24 protein-coding genes and 3 pseudogenes are annotated in these 22,784 nt (G+C 61.5%); 19 read left to right on the top strand and 8 right to left on the bottom strand.

Annotated features, from left to right (window positions below; translation table 11 throughout):
• Positions 1-9: 9 nt before the first annotated feature.
• The gene (locus tag ACFQAU_RS12945) at positions 10-234 is read left to right on the top strand and encodes a hypothetical protein (protein WP_386282709.1); all 225 of its coding nucleotides are present in this window, start codon (positions 10-12) and stop codon (positions 232-234) included.
• A 1-nt stretch (position 235) separates the two neighbouring features.
• Here the strand turns inward: ACFQAU_RS12945 and ACFQAU_RS12940 are convergent, their stop codons facing one another.
• On the bottom strand, positions 236-505 hold the full coding sequence (locus tag ACFQAU_RS12940) for a hypothetical protein (protein WP_386282707.1): 270 nt from the start codon (positions 503-505) through the stop codon (positions 236-238).
• On the opposite strand from ACFQAU_RS12940, the gene ACFQAU_RS12935 reads away from it, so the two are divergent.
• The 3 genes from ACFQAU_RS12935 to ACFQAU_RS12925 are packed head-to-tail and all read left to right on the top strand — an operon-like array spanning position 476 to position 2,534.
• The gene (locus ACFQAU_RS12935; protein ID WP_386283917.1) at positions 476-1,144 is read left to right on the top strand and encodes an ABC transporter substrate-binding protein; all 669 of its coding nucleotides are present in this window, start codon (positions 476-478) and stop codon (positions 1,142-1,144) included. The genes ACFQAU_RS12940 and ACFQAU_RS12935 overlap by 30 nt on opposite strands.
• A complete protein-coding gene (locus tag ACFQAU_RS12930; RefSeq protein WP_120352242.1) occupies positions 1,141-1,668 on the top strand; it encodes a type II secretion system protein GspJ in 528 nt (175 codons plus the stop codon). The genes ACFQAU_RS12935 and ACFQAU_RS12930 overlap by 4 nt, the downstream gene beginning before the upstream one ends.
• Before the next feature lie 17 nt (positions 1,669-1,685).
• Positions 1,686-2,534 carry a type II secretion system minor pseudopilin gene (locus ACFQAU_RS12925; RefSeq protein ID WP_386282702.1) on the top strand — a complete coding sequence of 283 codons (849 nt, stop codon included), beginning with the start codon at positions 1,686-1,688 and terminating at the stop codon, positions 2,532-2,534.
• Positions 2,535-2,620: 86 nt separating this feature from the next.
• Here the strand turns inward: ACFQAU_RS12925 and ACFQAU_RS12920 are convergent, their stop codons facing one another.
• Complete coding sequence (locus tag ACFQAU_RS12920; RefSeq protein WP_132445105.1) at positions 2,621-2,818, bottom strand: hypothetical protein; 198 nt, start codon at positions 2,816-2,818, stop codon at positions 2,621-2,623.
• 24 nt (positions 2,819-2,842) lie between these two features.
• Positions 2,843-4,468: a DUF4331 domain-containing protein gene (locus tag ACFQAU_RS12915; protein WP_120351471.1), complete on the bottom strand. Its 1,626-nt coding sequence runs from the start codon at positions 4,466-4,468 to the stop codon at positions 2,843-2,845.
• A gap of 182 nt (positions 4,469-4,650) precedes the next feature.
• On the opposite strand from ACFQAU_RS12915, the gene ACFQAU_RS22130 reads away from it, so the two are divergent.
• The 13 genes and pseudogenes from ACFQAU_RS22130 (at position 4,651) to ACFQAU_RS12855 (ending at position 15,662) form a co-directional block, all read left to right on the top strand.
• Positions 4,651-4,866 (top strand): prepilin peptidase, encoded by a 216-nt coding sequence (locus ACFQAU_RS22130; RefSeq protein ID WP_465320455.1) that lies wholly within the window; start codon positions 4,651-4,653, stop codon positions 4,864-4,866.
• Positions 4,824-5,126: a prepilin peptidase gene (locus ACFQAU_RS12910; protein WP_386283912.1), complete on the top strand. Its 303-nt coding sequence runs from the start codon at positions 4,824-4,826 to the stop codon at positions 5,124-5,126. The genes ACFQAU_RS22130 and ACFQAU_RS12910 overlap by 43 nt, the downstream gene beginning before the upstream one ends.
• Before the next feature lie 65 nt (positions 5,127-5,191).
• Entirely contained in the window at positions 5,192-6,652 is a 1,461-nt protein-coding gene (locus tag ACFQAU_RS12905; protein WP_386282697.1) for an ATP-binding protein, read from the top strand.
• 2 nt (positions 6,653-6,654) lie between these two features.
• Positions 6,655-7,329 carry a response regulator gene (locus tag ACFQAU_RS12900; RefSeq protein ID WP_132445109.1) on the top strand — a complete coding sequence of 225 codons (675 nt, stop codon included), beginning with the start codon at positions 6,655-6,657 and terminating at the stop codon, positions 7,327-7,329.
• A gap of 174 nt (positions 7,330-7,503) precedes the next feature.
• Entirely contained in the window at positions 7,504-7,902 is a 399-nt protein-coding gene (locus tag ACFQAU_RS12895) for a hypothetical protein (protein WP_132445110.1), read from the top strand.
• Positions 7,903-8,110: 208 nt separating this feature from the next.
• Entirely contained in the window at positions 8,111-9,106 is a 996-nt protein-coding gene (locus ACFQAU_RS12890; protein ID WP_386282692.1) for a patatin-like phospholipase family protein, read from the top strand.
• A 687-nt stretch (positions 9,107-9,793) separates the two neighbouring features.
• Positions 9,794-10,264 carry a hypothetical protein gene (locus ACFQAU_RS12885; RefSeq protein WP_132445114.1) on the top strand — a complete coding sequence of 157 codons (471 nt, stop codon included), beginning with the start codon at positions 9,794-9,796 and terminating at the stop codon, positions 10,262-10,264.
• Positions 10,261-11,085 (top strand): HTTM domain-containing protein, encoded by an 825-nt coding sequence (locus tag ACFQAU_RS12880; RefSeq protein ID WP_132445116.1) that lies wholly within the window; start codon positions 10,261-10,263, stop codon positions 11,083-11,085. The genes ACFQAU_RS12885 and ACFQAU_RS12880 overlap by 4 nt, the downstream gene beginning before the upstream one ends.
• Positions 11,082-11,414 carry a DCC1-like thiol-disulfide oxidoreductase family protein gene (locus ACFQAU_RS12875; RefSeq protein WP_067622436.1) on the top strand — a complete coding sequence of 111 codons (333 nt, stop codon included), beginning with the start codon at positions 11,082-11,084 and terminating at the stop codon, positions 11,412-11,414. The genes ACFQAU_RS12880 and ACFQAU_RS12875 overlap by 4 nt, the downstream gene beginning before the upstream one ends.
• Positions 11,415-12,560: 1,146 nt before the next feature.
• Positions 12,561-13,276, top strand: a pseudogene (locus ACFQAU_RS12870) (sugar transferase).
• A 71-nt stretch (positions 13,277-13,347) separates the two neighbouring features.
• Positions 13,348-13,686 carry a hypothetical protein gene (locus ACFQAU_RS12865; RefSeq protein WP_386282686.1) on the top strand — a complete coding sequence of 113 codons (339 nt, stop codon included), beginning with the start codon at positions 13,348-13,350 and terminating at the stop codon, positions 13,684-13,686.
• Entirely contained in the window at positions 13,608-14,246 is a 639-nt protein-coding gene (locus tag ACFQAU_RS12860) for a CpsD/CapB family tyrosine-protein kinase (RefSeq protein WP_386282683.1), read from the top strand. The genes ACFQAU_RS12865 and ACFQAU_RS12860 overlap by 79 nt, the downstream gene beginning before the upstream one ends.
• 114 nt (positions 14,247-14,360) lie before the next feature.
• Positions 14,361-15,662, top strand: coding sequence for a GumC family protein (locus ACFQAU_RS12855; RefSeq protein ID WP_132445120.1), 1,302 nt, complete (start codon positions 14,361-14,363; stop codon positions 15,660-15,662).
• Between the two features lie 5 nt (positions 15,663-15,667).
• Here the strand turns inward: ACFQAU_RS12855 and ACFQAU_RS12850 are convergent.
• A pseudogene (locus tag ACFQAU_RS12850) lies at positions 15,668-16,976 on the bottom strand (oligosaccharide flippase family protein).
• Between the two features lie 158 nt (positions 16,977-17,134).
• Between ACFQAU_RS12850 and ACFQAU_RS12845 the strand changes: the two are divergent.
• The gene (locus ACFQAU_RS12845; RefSeq protein WP_132445122.1) at positions 17,135-18,340 is read left to right on the top strand and encodes a glycosyltransferase; all 1,206 of its coding nucleotides are present in this window, start codon (positions 17,135-17,137) and stop codon (positions 18,338-18,340) included.
• On the opposite strand, the gene ACFQAU_RS12840 is transcribed toward ACFQAU_RS12845, so the two are convergent.
• Positions 18,337-18,465 carry a hypothetical protein gene (locus ACFQAU_RS12840; RefSeq protein WP_386282678.1) on the bottom strand — a complete coding sequence of 43 codons (129 nt, stop codon included), beginning with the start codon at positions 18,463-18,465 and terminating at the stop codon, positions 18,337-18,339. The two genes, ACFQAU_RS12845 and ACFQAU_RS12840, sit on opposite strands and share 4 nt — an antisense overlap.
• Here ACFQAU_RS12840 and ACFQAU_RS12835 point away from each other — a divergent pair.
• Complete coding sequence (locus tag ACFQAU_RS12835; protein ID WP_386282675.1) at positions 18,464-18,784, top strand: hypothetical protein; 321 nt, start codon at positions 18,464-18,466, stop codon at positions 18,782-18,784. The genes ACFQAU_RS12840 and ACFQAU_RS12835 overlap by 2 nt on opposite strands.
• 6 nt (positions 18,785-18,790) lie before the next feature.
• On the opposite strand, the pseudogene ACFQAU_RS12830 reads toward ACFQAU_RS12835, so the two are convergent.
• The 3 genes and pseudogenes from ACFQAU_RS12830 to ACFQAU_RS12820 form a co-directional block, all read right to left on the bottom strand.
• Positions 18,791-19,189 (bottom strand): annotated as a pseudogene (locus ACFQAU_RS12830) (glycosyltransferase family 2 protein); the annotation flags it as partial.
• Entirely contained in the window at positions 19,180-21,843 is a 2,664-nt protein-coding gene (locus ACFQAU_RS12825) for a hypothetical protein (RefSeq protein ID WP_132445126.1), read from the bottom strand. The pseudogene ACFQAU_RS12830 and the gene ACFQAU_RS12825, both read right to left, overlap by 10 nt.
• Positions 21,840-22,784, bottom strand: a complete 945-nt coding sequence (locus tag ACFQAU_RS12820) for a hypothetical protein (RefSeq protein WP_132445128.1) — start codon at positions 22,782-22,784, stop codon at positions 21,840-21,842. The genes ACFQAU_RS12825 and ACFQAU_RS12820 overlap by 4 nt, the downstream gene beginning before the upstream one ends.

Genomic DNA, 22,784 nt, shown 5'->3' with positions numbered 1-22,784 from the left:
GCGCGAAAGATGCCAAAAGCACGAGCGAAACAAACCCCCGAAGCCGCGATTTGCGGGGCTGGGGCGGCGCTGACACGGCGGCGTCTGTTGCTGGGTCTTGGTGGGTCATCGGCGCTCTTTGGTCTGTCGGGCTGTGGCGGGCTGTCTCTGAAGGGGGCGATAAGCTGCCGCCAGCGAATGCGGTGGGTCAGGCGGTTCTGCTGGCCCCTCTCAGCGGGCCGCGAGCGTCATTAGGTCAGATCATGCTGGCCGCTGCAAGCCTTGGCGGCAATTCCACAGCACCGGGCGCAGAGGTGGCGGTGGTTGACGCGGGCGATAGCGACGCCTCGGCGGTTGCGGCGGCCAAAGCCGCGCAGGCGGGCGGCGCGCGGATGATCCTTGGGCCAATGTTCTCAGGGCAAAGTCGCGCCGTGGCGGCGGCGGTGGATGTGCCGGTGGTGTCGCTGTCCAACGACAGCTCAATCGCTGGGGGAACCTGTTTGTCTTTGGCATCACCCCGCAGCAATCGGCCAAATCGATCCTTGGGTTTGCGGCCTCACGTGGCAAGCGCAGCGTGGCCACCGTCGTCCCGCCCGGTGCCTTCGGGGCCCTGTCGGCGACAGCCGCGCAGGCGGTGGCGGCCAGCGTTGGGATCAAGATGCCCGCCCCAGTGGTCGCGGCCTCGGCCGCAGGGCTGGTGGACAAAATCCGCGCGGCCAACGGCGGCGCGCTGCCCGACGCGGTCTATCTGCCCGTGGTCGGCGGACCCTTCGAGGAACAGGCCACTGCCCTCAAATCCAGCGGGGTGCAACTGCTGGGCTCCGAGCAATGGGCCTCGATCACCCCCTACCGGATCGCGGCGCTGCAAGACGGGTGGTTCGCCGCCCCCGACCCGGTGGGTTTCGAAGCCTTCGCCACCGCCTTTGCCGAGGTCAGCGAGGCCGACCCCGGCGTGCTGGCAGGGCTGGCATTCGACGCCGTGGAGATGGCCCGCATCCTTGGCCGGATTGCCCAGCAAGACCGCAAGGGACTGCTGCGTGAGGCGGGCTTTGACGGTGTTGTCGGCCCCTACCGGTTTCAGAAAGACGGGCAATGCAGCCGCGGCCTGGCGATCCTTAGTGTGACCAATGGCGCCAACAACCTGATCGGCTCGACCGGCGCATGACCCCTCGGCGCGACGGCATGGCCGGGGTGACATTGGTCGAAATGCTGGTGGCGCTGAGCCTTTTTGCCATGGTCGGTCTTGCCGCCTTTACCACCTTGGACACGATCCTGCGGGTGCGCGCGCAGACCGATGGGCGGCTGGAGCATCTGGCCCGGCTTGACCGCGCGCTCATGATCTTTGGCCGCGATCTGATCGAAGCCGATCCGCAGGCGGTCACGTTGGAGGCGGGCGTACTCTCGGCTCCGCTGCAAGACGGGCGCACCCTGCGCCGCTACCTGCGTGCCGAGGGGGAATTGCACCGCCAGTCGGGCACGCAAAACGCTGACCCCGATCTGACGCAGACCCTTGTGCCAGAGGTCGAGAGCCTGACCTTTCGGGTGCTCGACGACGGGGGCATTTGGCATGACACCTGGCCTGACCCCGCCAGCGACACTCCGGCGTCTGCCGTGGACCTGCGCCTTGAGATCACCGGAGCAGGCACGCTGCGGCGGCTGGTGCCATTAAGCCAAGTGGTGCCGAAATGAGGGCGCGTGAGGCTGGGGTGATCCTGATAAACGTGCTGGTGGCACTGGCGCTTGGCGCGGCCATTGTCGTGTTGATGTTCACCTCGCAGGAAAACCTGATGGACCGCACCCGCCGGGCTGCGGCGGCCACGCAGGCCGAAGCGCTGGCGCTTGGCGCGGAGGCATCACTGGTCGCCGCCCTGCGCCGCGACATGGAAGTGGCCCCCGAGACCGACCATATGGCCGAGCCTTGGGCGCTGGCCGCGCAGGAGGAAGTTGAACTGGAAACCGGCAGCTTCTCGATCACCGTGAATGACGCGCAGGCGCGGTTTGACCTCAATGCCTTGGCGGCGGGCCGGCTTGCGCAGCAGCAGACATTGACGCAACTGATCACTGCGCTGGAACTGCCGGACCGTGTGGCGCTCGATATAAATGACCACCTGATCCGGCGCGGCCCGGTGCGGGACTTGGCGGAAATCCAAGCGTTGGACGCCCAGACCCGCGCCGCGCTGGCACCCCATGTCAGCCTGCTGCCGCAGTCCGGGAATGTGAACTTGAACACGGCCAACGAGACGGTGATGGCCGTGATGCTGGGCTCGCCCAGTGCGGCGCGACAGCTTGTCAAACGGCGCGCGGCGGCGGGCTTTCTTACCAAGGGCGACCTCACCGACGCGGGGATTGTGACGCTGGACGGGATTGGCTTCACCTCGGCGGTCTTTGACGTCGAAAGCCGGGCCGAGGTTGACGGTCTCACGGTCACGCTGAGTTCGCGGCTGCTGCGCCGCACGGTGCTAGGTCAAAAGGAAGTGCGCGTCATTGCGCGCAGTTTCTCGCCCCAAGGGGCAGATACAGCCCCCCTGCCCGACCCGCCGCCCTTTCGCCCCTAAAAACCACAGACGCCAAGAAAAACGCGGCCTCCCGGGGGAAGGCCGCGTTTCAGGTCATTCACGCCAATCAGGCGCTTGCCGTCCCCTTACGGGTTAAACGGCTCCCGTGTGGGGAACTGGGGCAACGACACCCCGGCGAGGGAAATCGGCTCATCGTTGCGATCCTGCGCGAAGGCACGGGCAAAGTCCGACCCCAGCGAGGCGATCCCATTCAGCCCGCTCCCGCCGCCGCAGGCGACCAAAACACCGCCCAGAAGCACAAGAATCGAGATATTCTTTAACATTGGAATTCTCCTATTCCTTTGGGTTTAGTTGTTCGGCGAACCGGCGATCGGCGTATTCAGATAGGGGAAGGACGCCCGCAGTTCGGTGGCCCGCAACGGCGCACCATCGGTGAAGGGAACTTCGCCCGCTGGTGCTGTGTCATCAGGGTCACCATCGCCACAAAGGCCAAGGTTGATGCTGTCTTCGGCGCTTGGATCACCGCTGACTTCCTGACCAAGCGGCACGTTGTGGCACAGACGGCCCATCATCACACGCAGGGCAAGGTCGACCGTGTCATCGCCGGGGCGACGGCCGTTCGGGAAACCACCCAGATCTTCGGCCAGCAGGCCAAAGGTGTGCTGATCATCACGTGGTGTCGCCGGGAAAGTGGTGTTCAGACGCAGCATTTCCGACAGGTCGGTGGACGCATCGAAGTTAGCTGGCTGGTTCACACCCGGAAAGCCCGACAAGAACGCCGTCACAAGGTCATTGCGCGGGAAGTTCGACGGTGCGATGTCGCCCGAGGCACCAAGCGCATCGCGGAACAGGATGTCCAGCAAGGCCGGCAGGGTCGGGTTGGTAACATAGACCGCGAGGGCTTCGTCGATGGTCGGCTCGGCTGCGTTGAAGAGGTCCTTGTCGGCCAGACCGATGACGACTTCGTTCACCAGCGGGTTCGACAGACGCGACTGCTGCACCCAAGCACCGCCAAAGAGCGAAGTCTGCTCATAGGTCGGCGACGGATCTTCAAGCTCACCCTGCGGCAGGCTTGCGGTGGTCCAAGCGCCGATCACAGCTTCATCGCCTTGGGTCAGGCAGTCAATCGGGACTTCAAGTGCCAGCGTGGTGACATTGGCCTTGCCGATCAGATCGTCATTGGCGCGGTCCTGCACGATGCCGTTCGCATTGAAATCCGGGTCATTGTACTGCGGCCACATCGGGTTATCAGGGCCTTGCACGGGCACAAGGTTCACCAGATCGAAGATCTCGCCGAGGTTCACGGCAAAGGCTTCTTCGCGCTGACCGGCAAAGACACGGCCGGTGCCACAGCCCGGAATCTCGACATTGTCGTAGATATAGGCGTCGGCATAGGCCTCGTAGTCGGGCAGTGTCTTGTTGCCGACGTTGTCGAGGGGCTTGGTGAAGGTTGCACCGCCCGAGTGGGTCAGTTCGGCGCGATCGCCGCTACGGCGGTCGCCGGTGATCATGGTGACACCGTAGCTTTCGGTCTCGCCCAAGGCGGCTGTGGGGTTGCTGGCGGTGATCTGGCCAGCCGCGCGCAGCGGGATGCCCACGGTCTCACCGCCGATATCAAGCTGGATACCGGTGCCGCCCGTCAGGTTGTTGTCGAATTTGAACTGGAAGGTGATCTCTTCCTCGGCGTCGGCATCGTTGCTGACGTGGATCTCATAGATCGCATCGGGATCCATGGTGAAATAGTTCGGACCGCCATAAGGGGCCTGCAAAGGCTGGTAGTTGGCGATCAAGGTCACATAGTCGCCGCGCCCTGCCTCATAGCTTTTGAACATGTAGAAATCGGTGGCGTCGATCTTTGGCTGCTCGGTGATACCGGGCGCTTCGCGGTGTGACGACGCTGATGCAAGGGTCGTCGTCAGGCACAATGCGCTGGCGCAGCTCCCTCGTAGCAGGGTACGAACAGAAATAGTCATTTGTCTCTCCCAAGTTGGCATTTTTCTGATGTAATTGTTGGTTCTACTCTCCCTGCGAACGCTGAAAAAAATGCAACTCAGTACCCGCATTAACGCAGTCACGTGGTTCGTTAAGAAAAGGTTTCAACCTTTCTGAAAAAAGTTTTGTTGCCGAAGGACGGGATGATTTGTAGGCCAACGGAATGCCTTTGAACGCGGATATGTCGCCTGCCCTATTCCTTGCGAGCACGGCCATTTTGGCCGTGTTTCTGGGTCTGCTGGTACGGATCGACCTGCGCGAGAAGCGCCTGCCGGATCGGTATACCTTGCCGCTCATCGTTCTGGGGCTTTCGCTAATTGCCTATGCTAGGGGCACATTACCGGGGGCGAGATTTGGGGGGCGATTGTCGGCTATGTGACCTTCTGGGCGCTCGGCAGTTTGTTTTTCAGACTGCGAGGACAAGAAGGGCTTGGGCTCGGCGATGCGAAGCTTCTGGCCGCCGCTGGCGCGTGGCTGGGTATTAGCGCCTTGCCGATGGTCGTGCTGTTGGCGGCGCTCGGCGCCTTGGGCTTTGCGGTTATCACCCAGCGTGGACGAACGGACCAACTGGCCTTTGGCCCTTGGCTTGCGGCAGCGTTCTTTGTCTTGTGGGTATTGAGGATTGATACCGTCTGGTAGTGATCGGCAGGCCACTGTTGGAGCGTTGAACCATTGGTGTCCCTGCAAACTAACTGCACATTTTGGTGGTAGACTTAACATATGAACCCAATCCGGAAGTCATTGTTCGCCAAGATTTTCACAGCCGTCGCAGCGATTTCCATTCTTATCGTATTGGTGATGGCGCTGATGGTCGCCCTGTGGATGCGCGAGGGTTTTGCGCGCTACCTGCTCAGGGGGAACTGGCACGGTTCGACGAGCTCGCAACATCCTTGGCTGAGCGTGGACAGAACGGTTGGGCCGAGTTTGATGAAGACCCGCAACTGTGGGCTGCATTTGTACATGCGCATGCCCCTCTCCCAAGCCGGTCCCCGAGATTTCCACCTGAAGCACCACCCCCACCAAGGCCAGACAACCCACCGCCGTTTACATTAGGCGATGACAATATGAGGCTGGAAAAACGTATCGTGCTGCTTGACCGCGATGGCAATCAGATCGCGGGCCATATTGAACGCTCGGCGCTATTTGAGCGGCGCCCCGTATGCGCGAACAACACCTGCGCGGGCGCAAACCTTCTTGGCTATATCGGATTGAACGCGCCGATGGAGCAACGAGATGCGAGCGACACATTCTTTTTGCGCGGGCAGTATGCCTCTCTTGCTCTTGCAGCGCTGATCGCCATCGCCCTCTCGGCTGCGGCTGCGTTTATCATCGCGCGCCAGTTGCTTGAGCCCGTTCGGCGGTTGGAGGCCGGCGCGAAAACGATGGCGGCGGGCAATTACACGGCCCGGATCAAACAAGACAGAAGTGACGAATTGGGGCAGTTGATCGGCCACTACAACACTTTGGCGGCGACACTTGAACAAACCGCTAAGGCCGAGCGTGAATGGATTTCCAATACCAGCCACGAACTGCAAACGCCGCTTGCGGTGCTACGCGCCCAGATTGAGGCGCTACAGGACGGGATCCGCCAGCCCGACGACAAAACGCTGACCGAAATGCATGCAGCGCTCATGCGACTGTCGCGTCTCGTACAGGACCTCAAAACACTGTCCTATGGCCGCGAAGCCGAGCTGACATCGTCAATTGAACAAGAAGACCTCCCGTCCCTTGTGAAGCAGGCGGCTGAAACGATGCGTTCAAAGCTCAGCGCTAAAGGGATAGAGTTGGAGCTTAATCTGCCGATGCAGATGTGGGTTCCCTGTGACCGAGGGCAGATTGGCCAAGTCATGGATAACCTGCTTGAGAACGCTTTTCGATATACCGATGGGCCCGGCCAGATACGCGTTAATCTGCAAGACGGCGAGGGTTTCGCGCAGCTGACTGTAGAGGACACGCCGCCAGCCGCGCCCGAAGACGATGGGGACAAGCTGTTTGACCGTTTCTACCGCGTGGAGGCATCGCGGTCTCGCGCGCATGGGGGGTCTGGGCTGGGGCTCTCCGTCTGTAGGGCCATCGTAGAGGCGCATGGCGGCACCATCTCTGCTGGCCGATCCGAGTTGGGCGGGGTACAAATTGTCATACGATTGCCGAAACAAGCAGTGTGACCATGGCGCGCATCCTGATCGTAGAAGACGAAATAGCACTTGCAGAAGTCGTGCGGGATTACCTGCTTGCTGACGGTATGAGCGTAGAAATGTTGGGTACGGGCGCGGGTGCCATCGCGCTTGCCCAGACAAATCAGCATGATCTGGTCATTCTGGATCTGATGCTGCCCGAGGTGGATGGCCTGACGATCTGTCGAGAATTGCGCAAAACATCCGATGTACCGATCATCATGACCACCGCGAAAGTAGAAGAAATCGACCGTCTTCTGGGTCTTGAACTGGGGGCAGATGATTACCTGTGCAAACCCTTCTCTCCGCGTGAGCTTGTCGCGCGGGTCAGGGCGGTTTTACGCAGACGCCCTATGGGTCAGCCCGCACAAATCCCTGCCACGAACGACCGCCTCATCATCGACGGCGACCGGTGGCAGGCAACACTGGATGGCAGCCTCCTTGACCTCACACGCCGGGAATTCTCGGTGCTGCAGGCGCTTGCTTCCCGGCCAGGCCGCGTTTTTTCGCGCGACCAACTGCTTGCACTGGCCTTTCCCGACGACACAGAGGTTTTTGACCGAACCGTCGATAGCCACATTCGAAACATCCGGCGCAAGATCGCATCGGTCAGCACTTGGGACCCGATCCGCTCTGTCTATGGGGTGGGATACGCCTACGATGGCTAAAGGGGCCGCCCCTACCCCAACCTTTCGAGAATTGAGCCAGAAAAGCTACAGAGTGCATTTTTTTACGATCTGCATTCTCGCTGCATAATTGCTGCAAACTCACTGCTCAAAGAACATGGAAAAAGGCCCTGTGAATGGCGACTTAACGCCACAACAGGAGAACCTACGATGTTCATGGATAAACTTAGAGCACAACGCGAACAGGCTGCGGCCCAACGTAAGATCCCACTTTACCGGCCAACAGTACCCCGCATCAAAGGCAACCAAAGCATCATCCTCGCGATCACCTTCGCCGCTGTGGTTCTGGGCGCGCTTAACATTTCCGCCGTGCGCGCTGAAAGTGCTTCGGCAACGGATCAAGGTACCGTTTATGCGCAATCTGCGCCTTCCGGTCAGGGCGAACGCGCAGGCCGCCCGCCGCGCGAGGCTATTGAAGCTTGCGAGAATGTTGAGCCACAGTCTGTCTGCGAGTTCTCGGGCCGCGATGGCGGCACCGTTCGGGGCACCTGTATGTCCCCCAAAGCAGATGTGCCACTGGCGTGCGCCCCGGCCAATATGCCGAAGAAGGGTTAGTTCGCGCTTCGCCACGAGATTGCGATGCGGCAACCCTCAGGGGGTTGCCGTATTCTCCGTGTCTTGCCGAGAAACGGATAGGCTGAATTGAACCTCCCCCCACCTTTGCCCGGGCTTACTTATGCGCGCCTCACTTAGTCTCGCTCGGGCGGTTTTGGTGCATTCCGACATAGACGAACCGATCACGACGGCGAGCGCTGAGCGTCCCTTGACCGTAGATTTTACACTTGAGGATGGCACTGCATCCGCCCGCTACCAGATCACGGCGCCCGACCACGAAAACCATCGGGCTGAATCACAGCTTACCGAGCAAGGCCAATCGCTCGATGCCCCTGAGGGAATTAAGATGATTTGCACGAAACCAAACAAGGGCATTGTGGGCCGCCGTTCGTTTGTCATGGGCCTTGGGGCAACCGCTCTTTCAGCCTGCACAAGCCCCGTTCAGACGCCTTTGGCGACGCGCGTCGAAACGGACAATGACCCGCTGTCGCGGTTTCGTCTCTTTGCGGATGATGGGCCGGATGAATGGCGCAAACACCTGCATCCCCCGTCGTCTTTACCGGACCCCTCTGCCGGGCCGAACGTGCTGGCCCTATCCGGCGGCGGTGAGGACGGTGCTTTTGGGGCGGGCGCGCTTGTGGGCTGGTCAAAGCGCGGCGACAGGCCCAATTTCGACTTGGTGACCGGCATTTCGACCGGCGCCCTCATCGCTCCGTTTGCGTTTATGGGACCGAATTACGATAATGTTCTAACCCGCGTTTTCACCGAAAGTGACGCAGGTGACATCATGCGGATGCGGCCATTTCAAGCGGTCTTTAGCGACGCGCTATATGACACCGCGCCGCTGGCTGCGTTGATCACCCAGCACACCCCACCCTCGTTCCTTCGTGCCATCGCGCAAAAGCACAGAACGGGAAAAAGCCTGCTCATTGTCACCTCGGAACTTGATAGTGCGCGGGCCTCGGTCTGGGACATGGGCGCCATCGCCGCCGCAGGGCAATACGAGTTGTTTCGCAGCATCTTACGCGCCTCTGCCGCACTGCCGGGGCTCTTTCCGCCGGTAAATCTGCGATACACTGCGGGGGTAAAACCTATGCGGAAACGCATGTCGACGGGGGCGTACACATGCAGTTTCTGGCGGTCCCCAGCTTCGCGTTCACGACACCTGACCACAGGCTGCAAGGCGGGCATATTTACGTCCTGATCAACAACACGCTTAATCCGGCCCCTGAAACAGTAGGAAGATCCGCGCTAAGCATTTCGCAACAGGCACTCACGACAACAGGCCGAGCCAACGCATTGCTGCAGGTCAACGCGACCCAGCTTTACGCGCGCGGACGGGGGCTACGCTTTTCGGTAACTTCAATCGATCCGAAATCTGGGATCGTCTATGATCCGTCGGATCGGTTTTCATCAACCTATATGAACGCTCTTTATCAACACGGCGTAGAGCGGGCGCAGAGCGGTACACTTTGGACGAACGCAAAGGAGGAGTGGCCGCCACGACAGTAGCACCGAGAAAATCGAGTGCGCCCCGAAAGCGAAGGATTAAACATGCAAGCCCAATCAGAAAGGTGCTTGCACCCTCCTCGGTTCGTCAATTTTTGCGTTCGCTAATGGGTGGTTTTATTCAAAATGGGCAGATTTCAGTTGTTCCCTGCAGTGCCGAAGATCGGGTCAGATAGGAGCGAAGGAAGTAAAATCACCCCTGCCGTTGGGCAATGTGAACTGCGGGGTTTCAGTCACCTATCAAGCATCTAACTGCCCAAACCCGGTGCAATTTCTATGTTTCCCAACCATGGCTCACATTTTGCCCAATTTTCGTCCCGATTTCTTAACATGGTTGTGTGAAACCTAGATACTGGCGCAAGCAGTGAAAGAGGCCGCAGCAATGACCCATGTACCCACACCAGGAGCCGTGTCACGCCCGCAGAGCGGTAACCTTTCGATGTTAGCGCGCCACATTGCTTTCGGTTTGTTTGCGGTATTGATCTATCTGGGCCCGGCTCCTGGACAGATCTTCGGCTCCCATTCGCCATGGCTGCGCGAGTGGGTCATGTTCTCTGGGGTGGGTGTGGGCATTCCCAATGGCCGCTTTGTCGTGCGACATGAGGATGGTGCCGAGACAATGCACACCCCATTGGAAGCGGCAGATATCGAGCAATATCCGTTGATTTTGCACTACCTTTTCGAGAATCGCATTTTCGCGACAGAGCATTTCGCCCATTTTGCCGCGCCCCTATGCGCAACGGCACCTGAAACAAGTTCGGTTCGTTTCGAAGGGTCGGTTGGAACCCGTCAGGGCTGGCAAGCCTTGAAGATCGAAAATATCTGCGCCTCCAGCGAAGGGAAGAAGCCATGAACGCTGGGGTGATGTTGCGCGACTTCGTCGCTTGGGGCCCAGACGCCACTGGTCCAACGCGGGCAGTTGCGCTTATGCGAATTGGGCTGGCAACCATGGCAATTGTCCGCTTCGGTGCCGAAGTCGCACCCTTCGCGGCGGAGACATTCAGCGAACTGCTGCTGGGATTGGTCTTCTTTATCTTTGCAATCGCAGCCCTGCTGGGCGTCCGCGCCAGACTGTCAATCGGTCTGCTTGGGCTGACAATATTTCTTCTATACGGGATGAGACAAGCGGGCCTTGGTACCGCGGGTTGGAATCATCACCATGTCTATCTTCTTGGCATCTCTTGTATTTTCCTCATGTTTACGGATTGCGGCCGGTCTTATTCCTTTGACCGATGGACGGCCATCCAGAGCGGAAATCGGGTTCTACCTGAACACGGCATCTTGTGGGGGCAGCGCCTGATCGCCCTGCAAATGTCGGCACTCTATTTCTGGACTGCGGTGGACAAGTCAGACCAAGCCTTCATTTCAGGACAAAGGCTCGAACAGATTTTCGTTTGGAGCTATTCGGGTCGCACGCTTGAGATACTTCTCGCTTCTCCCATGCTCCTTGCGTTGATGTCCTGCGCCGTCTTGGTCGTCGAATATTTTCTCGCCTATGCGATCCTTACCCGTCGCCATCGCGCAACGGCCATTTTCATCGGGTTAAGCATGCATTCCACGTTCTACCTGTTGCTCCCCGTCAGCACCTATTCTGCGACGATGATGCTGCTATACCTTGCGTTGTTGGACCCGCAATCCGTCCAAAAGTTCACCAAGAGAATACAAGAGCCATGACGCCGCTGCGGATCGTCTACGATGGTGAATGTCCTTTTTGCGCAAACTATGTCGCGCTCCTTCGACTTCGGGAAGGCCATGCCGTTGAACTGATCAATGCGCGCACCGATCGAACCAGGGCCAATAGTTATGGTCTGGATCTCAACGATGGGATGATCGTCGATCTTGACGGTGAGGTTTTCCATGGCGCGAAAGCTGTCGCCCTGCTCTCGCGTCTGTCGCGGCGGCGAGGGGTTTTAAGCTCGGACCGCGTTGCGAAGGCGGTCTACCCGGTGATGCGGTTTGGTCGGGCGGTAACACTTAAGGTTTTGGGCCGAAAACCTCTCTGACCCGCGCCGAGCGAGAACGGTGACACTGCTTTGCCCATAGGCGACGCTGTTAACGCCCACGCGCAACCCTAAGCCAAAAATTGACGCCGACAGTGCAGGTCTACAGTTCACGTGCATTCAGCAACAGGTCAACGCAGCGGCAAAGATCGCGGAGGCTACTAGGCCATCGACCAGCACAGTATCCGTCAGATCCGCCAGCCTATGGCGAAGCCCGACATACCGGCGCGGCAGAAACACTCGACGCGCTCGGCCGGATGGGCGGGAACGGCTATGCAGGCACCTTCGACGACTTCGACCTGCCGACGCCCTTGGCCGAGGACGTGCAGCGTTCCGGCAAAAAACATGTCGTGAACGGCAATAGCTGAAACGGAGAATAGACCTCGGCTGGGTTGTGTGACGCAACCAGCGACAAATCGTCGGTGGTAATGAGGGGCTGCTGTACTGGTGGGTGGCGGGGCACGCTCATCTTGACCCAGGGTGTCCTTTCCTCTCGTTTGAACACAGTAATTTTTGGGTCTTCAGTATTTGCCTTGGTCCGCACCAAGCCAAGCCTCACAACCAACCGAAGAATCCTCTGAAATCTTGCTGCCATGCAGGACGAATTTGCTTTCACACATCCACTACCTGCGCCCAACTGTCGCCCATTTATCGCCCTGACATTTTTGTGAGAGCTCCGCGAGAGGTGACCGCAGGCGTGCCGATATCTCATCCCTCCACAAGTGCCTCAGTGTAGGAGATGCAAGCGGCCGATACACGGAGCGCATCGCGGAACAGCCCTGAAATAAAAGATATTCCACAACAATATCAAGCTCTTGATACACACTTTCCCGCCCATCCGCACCCCTCTTTTCGCGGCATGCCAGCAGGGTCCACGCCCGAGCCCCCCTGCCTAACCCCTACAGTTCCCTCGCTAATTTCTGCCACCCCCTCTCCTGCGAAACAGTCTGTTTCTGAGAAAATGGATCGAATAAGGCGAAAAGGTGGTAACAAATGATACATATCCTACCTGAACGTATAGGCCGCCTAGGCCGTTGAGACAAAGCGGGGCGAAGGCGCCGTGGGCCGGACAGGTCCGATTGAATGCGAATGAACCCTGGGGGGTTTGGAATGAAGTACTTTGACGCCCACAGCCATACCTATGGCTCAATGGAAGCCCTCGCCGGCCCGATGTTGGGCCGCACGCAGCCTGCTGCTGCGGGTGCCGCCGCGCTGCCCGCGCCGCGCGCTTTGGCGGCCTTTCGTCTGCGTCCTACCGGCCTCTATGGGCGCTATGCGAAACCGATTATCGACCGGCTGCTGATCCTTGCCTCCCTGCCCATCGCGCTGCCGATCATCGCCCTTTGCGCGCTGGCGCTTTGGATTGAAAGCGGGCAGCCCTTCTATACCCAGCAGCGTCTTGGGCGGGGGGCAAACGCTTCTCTATCCTGAAACTGCGCACCATGGTCCGCGATGCCGATGCCGTGTTGGAAAGCTACCTTGCCGCGAACCCGGCGATGCGGGCCGAATGGGACGAGATGCAAAAACTGAAGGACGATCCGCGCATCACACGGGTTGGCGCCTTCCTGCGGGCAACCTCGTTGGATGAGCTGCCGCAGCTTTGGAACGTGCTTAAAGGCGACATGAGCCTGATTGGCCCGCGTCCGATGATGCCCGACCAGCTTGAGATGTACGGCGAAGCGAAAGCTTATTTCGCCCTGCGCCCCGGCATCACCGGGTTGTGGCAGGTCTCGGCGCGCAACAACAGCCGTTTTACATACCGCAATGAGGTCGACGCCGCCTATCGCCGCAATCTCTCGCTGCCGATGGACCTGACGATTCTGCTCAAAACCGTTGGCGTCGTCTTGCGCCGGACCGGGTGCTGAGCGATGCTTGCCGCGCCCGGCAACAACGAGAAAATTAGCGCCTCATGTTCAGAAAATCGAAAGGGAAGACGATGAAAGATCTCTATGCATCCGACGCCCTTGGCGCGGACAACAGCGATGTGTCGGCGCAGTTTGGCGGCCCGGGGATGCGGCACAGCATCCGCCCGCGCCGCACCGTGATCGACCATGAGGATGAGTTCGACGGCGATCTTGCGTCTGAAGAGACGTTGCCCACCGCCGCTCCGGCCGTGTCGCGCTATATCGGCGACGACCGCGCGCCGCGTTGGCAAGACCTGCCCATCGCCACCCCCGGCCCCGGGGGGACATGCCGTTGGTCGACGATCACCGCAACAGCGCCGCCGCGCGGGCTTTTGACCTGCTGCGCACGCGCCTGCGTCAAACCACTATAGAGCACCGCTGGGTCAATATCGCTGTCACCGCCCCCACCTCGGGCTGCGGCAACAGCTTTTCAGCGACCAATCTGGCGCTGAGCCTGTCGCGTGTGCCGGGATCGCGCACCGTGTTGATGGACATGAACATGCGCAACCCCGGTCTGGCCCGCGCTTTTGACCTGCAAGCCCCCGGCGCAATGAGCGACCTGCTCAGCGGACGGGTCGATCTTGGCAAAGGGATGCTGCGGGTCAGTGACACGCTGGCCCTCGGCCTGAATGACCAGCCCGAGGTGAACGCCGCGGAAATCCTCCAAGACAGCGCCACCGCCGAAACACTGCTGCGCCTGCGTGCCTCGCTGCAGCCAGAAATCGTTCTCTATGATATGCCACCCATGTTGGAGCATGACGATCTGTCGGCATTCCTGCCGCAACTTGATGGTGTGTTGCTGATCTCGGACGGGACGCAAACAATGGCGCGCCATCTGCGCGAATGCGAACGCATGCTCGAAGGTCAGGTGCCGCTCTTGGGCATCGTACTGAACCGGGCGCGCGCGTCCAGCCTGCCGAAATATGCCTGACACCCCCTGTCGCTGCCCCCTCTAGCGCCCTATTATCGCCCAAGTCTTCTGGTCTAGGCAGGGAAACTCCGCCGGGCAACGGTCGGGGGCTTTAGGCAGGTTGGAAAGAGGCACATGGGACCGATCTATACATTCGATGACATCATCGACATGCTCCGCCGTCGGGCGGGCGTGATCATTTTGATCACGCTACTGGGCTGCATCGCCTCGGTCTACTGGGCGCTTTCGACGCCGCATGTTTACCAATCTTCCGAAGTCATTCAGATCGAGCAGCCCAAGATCGCCAATGATCTGGCCCCCTCCACCGTAGAGGGGTCATCGGCGCGTCGTCTGCAGTTGATCGAACAGCAGTTGATGGCCCGCGGCACCCTCGTGGACATCATCCAACACTTTGATCTTTATGATGATCTTACCGCGCTGCGGATGTCGGAAAAGGTTGATCTGCTGCGCCGTTCGGTTACCATCACCGGTGTGGCCGCCGCGCGCGAGGGCTTTGCCGATGACGGCACCATCTCTGTCATGACCTTCACCGCCGAGATGGACAACCCCGCCGATGCGCAGGCCGTGGCGCGCGAATTTGCCGACCGCACCCGCCAGATGTCGGCGGCCCAACGCCAAAGCCAGACCCAAGAGACCTTGGAGTTCTTTCAGCGCCAAGAGCAGAACCTGATCCGCGACATCTCTGAGCTTGAGGCGGAACTGGCCGATTACCGGGCCGAGAATGATCTGTCTCTCGAAGGCAGTCTTGAGTTTCGCCGCGGCGAAATCAGCAGCCTGAACGACGCCCTCCTTGAGCTTGACCGCGAGATCATCGCCACCCGGCTGGCCCGCGACCGGGTCAACCCCGACGCCCGCGCCGCCACCATCGCCCGCGAACAGGCCGAACTGGACGCCACGTTGGAAAGCCTCACCACGCAGCGCGATTTGCTGCAAGAGCAGCGCGAAACGCTGACCGCCAGCCTGCAAACCTCGCCCGAGGTCGAGCGTGAACTGGCCCGGTTTGATCGTCGCCTGACCCAGTTGCAGGACCAGTTGGAGGTGATCACCGCCCGCCGCAACGAAGCGGAGGTGGGGTTCTCACTCGAATCCGATCAACGGGGTGAGAAACTGATCACGCTGGAGCAGGCCGAACTGCCGGATTACCCCGTCTCTCTCAGCCGCAAAAAGCGGGCGGCGATAGGTGGCATGGGCAGCTTCGCGCTTGCCCTGATCGTGGCCTTTTTGCTGGAACTGCGCCGCCCGGTGATCCGCTCTTCCCGGCAGATGACGCGCGAGACGGGGCTCATCCCCGTCGTGTCGATCCCCGACCTCAGCCCCCGCGAAAAGCGCCGCACCTTGGGCAAAGTATGGCAAGAACGCTTAAAGGCAGGTAAAGAGGGCCGCGCCGCACGTATGGCACGCAAGCAAAAGAGCTGATCCGCTCAGACCGTAGCGCTGAGCCCCTGTACCCGGCCCCAATGCAGCCAAAGCGCCAGTGCGCCAAGCACGATCCCCAGCAGGGCAAAGATCAAATCGTGGCGCGCGTCCCAGACGCCATGCGCCCGCGCAAGCCAGATCAGCACCAGATGCGACAGCGCCATCGCCGCGCCTAGGCCAATCAACGCACCGGGCAGCCCGGCGGCGATCACCCCCGCCAACAGCAACCCAATCTGCAAGCTGGCCCGCGAGGCCGAGGAGATAAAAAACCGCCGCGATCCCCGGCCGCAAGCGCCGCTTGGTCATAGGTCATCCCGATCACCTGCGGCATCAGCGCCAGCGCCAGCATCACCAGAATCGCGCCGCTTTGCAGATAGCGCGGGTCATAGAGTACTGAGACCAGCCACGGCCCTGCCAGCGCCATTGCGGCCAATAGCATCAGCAGCCCCCGCTCAGCCCATAGCGCATCCGCCGCAGCTTGGGATGATCGCCGCCCCCGGCCTCGCGGTAGATCGGGATCATCACCCGCCCGGTGACGTTCTGCCCCAAAAGCAGCGGAAAACTGGCGAGGAAATAACCGATATTGTAGATCCCCAAGCCTTCGAGTGAGAGGAACTTGCCCAAGATCGCCTTGTCCCCTTGGCTGGCAAAGAACCAAAACATGGTCGACAGGAAAATCCATTTGCCGAAATGCACCAACTCCTGCACCGCAGGCCGTTCCCAGCGAAAGCGGTTGCCCGGCCCCGGCAGGAACGCATGGGTCAGCGCCAGTTTTGCCAGCGCCCCCACCACGCCACCGACCACCAGCGCCGCCACGGATTGATAAAGCACCGCGCCCACGATCATCACCACGATGCCAATCACCTGTGACGCCAGATCCAGCAGTGTCAGCCGCCCCATTTGCAGATGCCGGTGCGCCGTCTCGATCCGCGTGGGATTGAACCCGGCGACCACAAGGCTCAGCGCCGCGATGGGCAGATAGGTCAGCAGCGAAGGCTCATCGTAAAACGCCGCCACTGGCCACGTCAGCGCACAGGCCGCCAGCCAGAGGCACAGCCCCCGGATCGCTTGAATCGTCCACGCGGTGTCCAGAAAGTCGCGATCATCGCCGCGTTTGCTCTGTGCGATGGAGGGCGCGATGCCTACGTCCGAAAACAGCGTCAACCCGACGATCACCACCTGTATCAGCGCCATCAGACCAAAGGCTTCGGGGAAAAGCAGCCGCGTCAGGATCAGGTTCGAGGCCAGCCGGATCGCCTGCGACCCGCCATAGCCCAAGACGATCCATGAGGTTGAGCGCAGCGCCCGTGCCATCAGGCGATTGCCCGTCACCGCTTGGGAAACCTGTGAAAACACCCGTTGCTGCGCCTTTGCCAATTCTTTGCGAGAGACTAAAGGCTTGCCCGCCCTTGTGCCAGTGGCAAGCGGGCGGGTAACAAGGTTTATCAGCCATAAGCCAAGGCCGCGCCCCCGTGAAGATCGCCTATATCCTCAACACCTACCCGCAGCCCTCGCATTCCTTCATCCGCCGCGAGATCGCGGCGCTAGAGGCGGCGGGCCATGAGGTGCTGCGCTTTGCCATGCGCGGCCCCGATGTGCCGCTGGTCGATGGGCAGGACAAGGCCGAAGAGGCGCGCAGCCACTATGTTCTGGCCGCTGGCGGGGCCGCCCTCGCCCATGCAAGCCTGCGCAGTGTCCTGCGTTCGCCCCGCCGGTTCGGCAAAGCGCTGCGCGAAGTCTGGCACGCCGCACGTCGGGCCGAGACTGGGATGGCCCGCCATCTGATCTATCTGGCCGAGGCATGCTATCTGCAGGCGCAGCTGGACGGCAGCGGCACAGAGCACCTGCACGCTCATTTCGGCACCAACGCCACGATGGTCGCGATGCTTTGCCACCTGCTTGGCGGGCCGCGCTATAGTTTCACCACCCATGGGCCTGAGGAATTCGACAGCCCCCGCGCGTTGTCACTCGGCGCGAAAATCCATCATTCGGCATTTGCCGTAGCGATCAGCCAGTTCGGGCGCAGTCAACTGTGCCGATGGGCTGACCCAGCCGATTGGCCGCGCATCAAAGTTGTGCATTGCGGCATTGAGCCCGCTAAATTCCCTGCCCCCGCCGCCCTGCCGGATGGCCCGCGGCGCCTCGTCTCCATCGGGCGTTTTGTGGAGCAGAAGGGCCAGCTTGCCCTGATCGACGCCATGGCCCAGCTGCGCGACAGCCACCTCGATCTGCATCTGACGCTGATTGGCGACGGCCCTTTGCGCCGCGCGATTGAAACGGAAATCGCCCGCCATACCCTGCAAAATCGCATCACCCTGACCGGCTGGGTCGACGAGGCGCGAGTTACCTCCGAACTCAGCGCTGCCCATGCGCTCGTCATGCCCAGTTTCGCCGAAGGTCTGCCCATGGTGGTGATGGAGGCCATGGCCGCCGCCCGCCCGGTGATCGCCACCTATATCGCAGGCACGCCGGAACTGGTGCAGCCCGGCCAAACCGGCTGGCTGGTGCCCGCAGGCGATGTGGCGGCCTTGGCCGAGGCGATGACCGCCCTGCATGACGCGCCGCTCTCGACGCTGGAAGAGATGGGAGCGAACGCCCGCGCGCGGGTCTTCGCGCGCCATGATGTGTCCCGCGAGGCGGCAAAGCTCGCGGACCACATGCAAGACGCCGCCCGCTAGCGCCCCCGCACCCAGCGGTTTGCACTGCGAAAGACCGGTGCGTAAATCGTCAGCCGCACGGCGACAAAGACCAGCGCCCCCAAAGGGTCCGCCAGCGCGCGCCGCCAAGGGGCGCATCTGATCATGCGCGTCATCATTGCGCATCAGGTCGGGGAAAAGCTGCTCGACCTCGGCCACGCCAATGTCTTGCCGCCGCCGCACCCGCACCAGCGGCGCAAAGCCTTCGATCATGGGCCAAGCATAGGGGGCAGGCACCGCGATGCGTTCCTCGGGGCGGAAATTCAGCCGCGCGAAAGTGTCGTCCGAGATGATGTCCGGCCAATCCCCCCAACGCGCCCGCCCGGTGCGGTTCATGGCAAAGACACCAAACCCCGGCACGCCATGGGTCATGAAGCCGGTGGTCTGCCAAAACCGCGTGTAATGGCGCGTCACCCAATCGCCTGAGGTCGTCACCTGCGGCATCCCGCTGGCATAGCGCGGCGCGTCCTCGGCCAGTGCCCCGGCCAGTTGCGCCAGCAGGGGCGGTGAGACCAGCACATCGGCGTCGAGATAGACCAAGACCGCACCCCGCGCCGCAGCCTCGCCCGCATTCAACGCACCGAGTTTGCTGCCTTGAGCCAGTTCCAGCACCCGCAGCGCCCAGCCTCGCGCCTCGAACGCGGGGGCCTTTCTGCGGGCCAGTTCTGCGGTGTCGTCCGTGCAGCCATTGGCCACGACGATCACCTCCACCGGCCCCGCCACCGGGTCAGTGGCGCAGAGCGCGTCGAGGCAGGCGGGCAGCCAGTCGGCCTCATTATGGGCGGGGATCAACACGCTCACCCCTTGGAACGCGCCTGTTGCTACTTCCATGCGTTCAAAGCGTCCCAACGTGGATTTTCATCCGCCAGATAGCGCAGCGCGCCCCAAGACCCCCATTTCGTCGGGGCATAGACATCTGAATAATGGGTGAACAATTGCCCGCCGACAGCCAGCCACCCTGCCATCAAATCGGTATAGAGCGCGCCCATTTGAGGCGCGTAATTGAGATGGTGAAAGAAGGCGGTCAGACTTTCGTCATTCACCTGTGCCCCAAGGCCAACCACATGGCTGCCGCCTTCGTACATCACCAGATCTAGGTCATGCGCCCGCGCCACGGCGGCATGATAGGGCCAGACACGGCCAATAAGGTCGGCAAGCGTATCGTTTTGAAGCCCGCTGATGCCACCGTTGCGCAGATCTTTCGCCGCACGGGCGGTGGCCGCGTCAAAGCGGTGGGTCTTGATATAATCGTCGAGAGCGCTGCCGCTCACCCCTTCCGCTTCCCCCTCGGCGCGGGCCAATTCGAGGCTTTCCGACAGCCAATCCTTGACCAACTCGGCGTTGTCTTCCAGCCCCAGCACCCCACCAAAATAGCCGGTGATCGCATAGGCATCAAAGGCGGTGGCGGGCGCGCGGTTTCCTGCTTTTTCAGCTTGGTAAAGCGGGGCTTCCAAAGCCTCACGCTCAAGCCCCAGCCATCCGGTCTGGCTCGCGATCACATTGCGCAACCGCGCTTCAGCCTCACCGCCGAAGACATCCGTCCAGATGCGCGCCACTTCGGCGGCGCGCAGGCCATAGAACTGCATCCCCTTCTCGGCCTCATTCCAGCGGGCCTGCGCCATCTCATCCGCCCATTGGGTCTGGGCGAATTGCCAATTCCAAACCTCGTTGGAGAATTCCACATAGGCTTTTCGGTCCTCGCTCAACGTCTCCTCGACGTAGGTCGCGAACGCGGTCACATAGCCATCATCCGCCAGATGTGGCATGTTGAACCACGGGTCGATCTTGAGTTCATTGGCCAAGGCGACCATGACTTCTACCGGGACACCGCGCAGGGCATAGGTCACATCCTCGGGGCGCGGGCGGTCCTCCCATGCGGCGATGGGGCTGTCATTGGTGCCCATCCAATCCATGAAGCGTAGCACCTTCATCCCGGTCAGATGCTGCGTCCAATCGGGGTTGAACCGCGCGCCAGCGTCGAAATCGGCAGCGCGGTCTTCGCGCACGACGGTGATATCGCGCGGCGGATCGCTGCGGTGCATGCGCTGAATGCGAATGTCGACACTGCCCGGCCCCGGCGCATAGTCGAACCGCACCTCGTTCTTGCCATAGCGGACATTCTCGGCCCGGCCCGTGACCTCGATCACGCCCTGCCCCTCAAAGCGAAGCAGATAGCGGCCTCTGAGCGTGGTCGCCTGCGGCGGCATGTCGGTCAGGATCAATGTGCCGATGCTGCCCAAGGCGCGGGGCATCTTCACCGGCCAGCCTTCGGAATCGAGGTAGCCACCCTCAACCAGTTGCGCATATTCCATCCCGCCAAAGCGCCCGGCCAGATGGCCAAGCCACGGGCGCGCGGTTTTCATCAGGTCGAGGAAAGGAGCCTGCACGCTCCAATCGGCGATGGCGGCAAGGCCGATGCCCATGTCGCGGGTGCCTGCGACGGCGTCCTGCGGCGGTGTGATCTTGAACGGGGCATTCGCAATCGGCGTGACAGGTACTTCGGGCTCATCTGGGGCCGGCGCTGGCTCATCAGGAGCGGACGCAGGTTCATCTGGGGCGGGCGCTGGCTCATCGCGGGCAAGCGTAGACTCAGGCACCGCGGGCGGGCCAGTGGGCGAAATCGGGGCGGTCTGTGCATTGTTTGCGGCGGCAGGGCGCGTGGCAGGCGGCACCGGCACCACAGCACTGCCCTGATACTCTCGCACCGCATCCCACGCCACACGCTGAAGCTCCCGCGCGAGGTCGGGGGTGGGCGTGTCAAACGCTTTGCCCCAACGGTCATTGAAATCCGTCGGCAGGCCCAAGGGATCTTTGCCCGTCAGCGTGGCATATTGCACCATGGCGACAAAGTAGTGGCCCAGATCGTTCAGGTGGATGTCATCGGCAAAAAGCGCGTCGATCTCATTCAGCCCCGGCACACGTTCGGCGGCGATTTCATCGTAAAGCCGCGCCATCGCTTGCCCGGCGGGGATCACCTCAATCGTCGCAGTGTCAGAGCTGCGCCCATCGCTCACCGCCGCCGCGATCCCCTCCCATGCGGGCAGATCATTCTGCAACCGTTCGCGCCAAGGGATATGGGCGTGGTCGTCATAGGCCACTGCCTCTCCGCTGCCGCTTTTCAGCGAATGCCATGTCTCTTGCAGATAGACCTTCACCGTCGCATTGGCCGCCGCAGCAAGGCCAAAGAAAGCCTGCGCATAGACTTCGGTATCCGACCAACGGGTGTGATTGGCCAGCGGGATCGCCTCGGTCAGGATCAGATGGGTGGTCTGCCCTTCGGGCAAGACAGTGCGGGCATCCACGCCCTCGGCCCGGTCAGATTCGTCCCAATTATAACGCAGGGGCGCGCCGTTGATGATCTGCGCGCGCACCTCGCCCTGCCCCACCCCGGCGCGCAGCGCCTCTTGCAACATATCCGGCCCGTCCGCCCCAAAAAGGCTGTGGCCCACCATCAAGACCGAGAACAGCCCGCCCAGACCGCTCATGCCGCGACACCGCTGTCGGGATGGGCACGGACCACGTCCCAGACCACCCGCTGCATCAGCGCTGCGGCCTCTGCACTTGGTGTGTCAGCCGGGGTGCCATCCGCGCGGGTCAACTGATGCGGCAGCCCCGCCGGGTCGCGGTGATAGAGCGTTGCGTAATGGGTCAGCGCCACAAGATAGGCCCCCTGATCGTTGAAGTGAATCGTATCGCGGCGGCCCTGCTCATCGCGCGAAAAGAGGTTCTGCAGGCTGATGATGCCGCCCACCCCTCCGGCCGCATCGACTGCGCGGCCAAAGGCCGCCATGACCTGCCCGGCGGGGATCAGATAAATGGGCACCTCCGATTGCTGCAAAGCGGGGTAGATCACCTGCTGCCGCCAGTATTGATCGAGGTCACGGTCGATCCGGTTCAGCCACCCCTTGCCATCGTCGGTGTGATGCCATGTCTCATAAAGATAGACGCGCGTGTCGGGCCGGGCCGCCTGCGCCAGATCGGCCCAGCGGGCAAGGTAGTCGGGGCTGTCGTGGTAGCGGATGGCGTCGGCAATCTCGACCATCTCGGTCAAAACCACGGCGTCGTAATCGCCCGAACCGATCGCCGCCCGGGCGGGCCGGTGCTGCGCATGGTCATTAGAGCGCTCAAACCCATTCACCGGCACATTCGGCTCCCAATGATCGCGCAGCGAACTGCCCCAGCCGGTTTGATTGTGATAGCTGTGCCCGGCCCCCGCCATCTGCGCCAGCATCGCGGGCATGTCTCGGCCCACCAGTGAATGCCCCAGATGGTAGACCTGCATCGGCCCCGCCGGCGGGGTCAGCGGCGTGGCATAGAGTTGTTCCGCGCGGTCCTGCACCTGCGCCCGGCGAAAGACCCAAGTCCCGCCGCCAAGGCTGGCAAGAGCGGCGCCCCCCAGAAAGGCACGGCGAGAGAGTGCGACCAT

The organism is Sulfitobacter profundi (assembly GCF_042661425.1).
GTDB classification, from domain to species: Bacteria; Pseudomonadota; Alphaproteobacteria; order Rhodobacterales; family Rhodobacteraceae; genus Sulfitobacter; species Sulfitobacter profundi.
This window is presented reverse-complemented; position numbering and strand designations above follow the sequence as displayed.

Coding starts and splice junctions, on each gene's coding strand:
- ACFQAU_RS12855 (WP_132445120.1), top strand. CDS start 14,361: ATGGGACCGATCTATACATTCGATGACATCATCGACATGCTCCGCCGT.
- ACFQAU_RS12930 (WP_120352242.1), top strand. CDS start 1,141: ATGACCCCTCGGCGCGACGGCATGGCCGGGGTGACATTGGTCGAAATG.
- ACFQAU_RS12835 (WP_386282675.1), top strand. CDS start 18,464: ATGCGCGTCATCATTGCGCATCAGGTCGGGGAAAAGCTGCTCGACCTC.
- ACFQAU_RS12885 (WP_132445114.1), top strand. CDS start 9,794: ATGACCCATGTACCCACACCAGGAGCCGTGTCACGCCCGCAGAGCGGT.
- ACFQAU_RS12945 (WP_386282709.1), top strand. CDS start 10: ATGCCAAAAGCACGAGCGAAACAAACCCCCGAAGCCGCGATTTGCGGG.
- ACFQAU_RS12825 (WP_132445126.1), bottom strand. CDS start 21,843: ATGAGCGGTCTGGGCGGGCTGTTCTCGGTCTTGATGGTGGGCCACAGC.
- ACFQAU_RS12865 (WP_386282686.1), top strand. CDS start 13,348: ATGAAAGATCTCTATGCATCCGACGCCCTTGGCGCGGACAACAGCGAT.
- ACFQAU_RS12840 (WP_386282678.1), bottom strand. CDS start 18,465: ATGATCAGATGCGCCCCTTGGCGGCGCGCGCTGGCGGACCCTTTGGGG.
- ACFQAU_RS12820 (WP_132445128.1), bottom strand. CDS start 22,784: ATGGTCGCACTCTCTCGCCGTGCCTTTCTGGGGGGCGCCGCTCTTGCC.
- ACFQAU_RS12875 (WP_067622436.1), top strand. CDS start 11,082: ATGACGCCGCTGCGGATCGTCTACGATGGTGAATGTCCTTTTTGCGCA.
- ACFQAU_RS12920 (WP_132445105.1), bottom strand. CDS start 2,818: ATGTTAAAGAATATCTCGATTCTTGTGCTTCTGGGCGGTGTTTTGGTC.
- ACFQAU_RS12895 (WP_132445110.1), top strand. CDS start 7,504: ATGGATAAACTTAGAGCACAACGCGAACAGGCTGCGGCCCAACGTAAG.
- ACFQAU_RS12900 (WP_132445109.1), top strand. CDS start 6,655: ATGGCGCGCATCCTGATCGTAGAAGACGAAATAGCACTTGCAGAAGTC.
- ACFQAU_RS12915 (WP_120351471.1), bottom strand. CDS start 4,468: ATGACTATTTCTGTTCGTACCCTGCTACGAGGGAGCTGCGCCAGCGCA.
- ACFQAU_RS12880 (WP_132445116.1), top strand. CDS start 10,261: ATGAACGCTGGGGTGATGTTGCGCGACTTCGTCGCTTGGGGCCCAGAC.
- ACFQAU_RS22130 (WP_465320455.1), top strand. CDS start 4,651: ATGCCTTTGAACGCGGATATGTCGCCTGCCCTATTCCTTGCGAGCACG.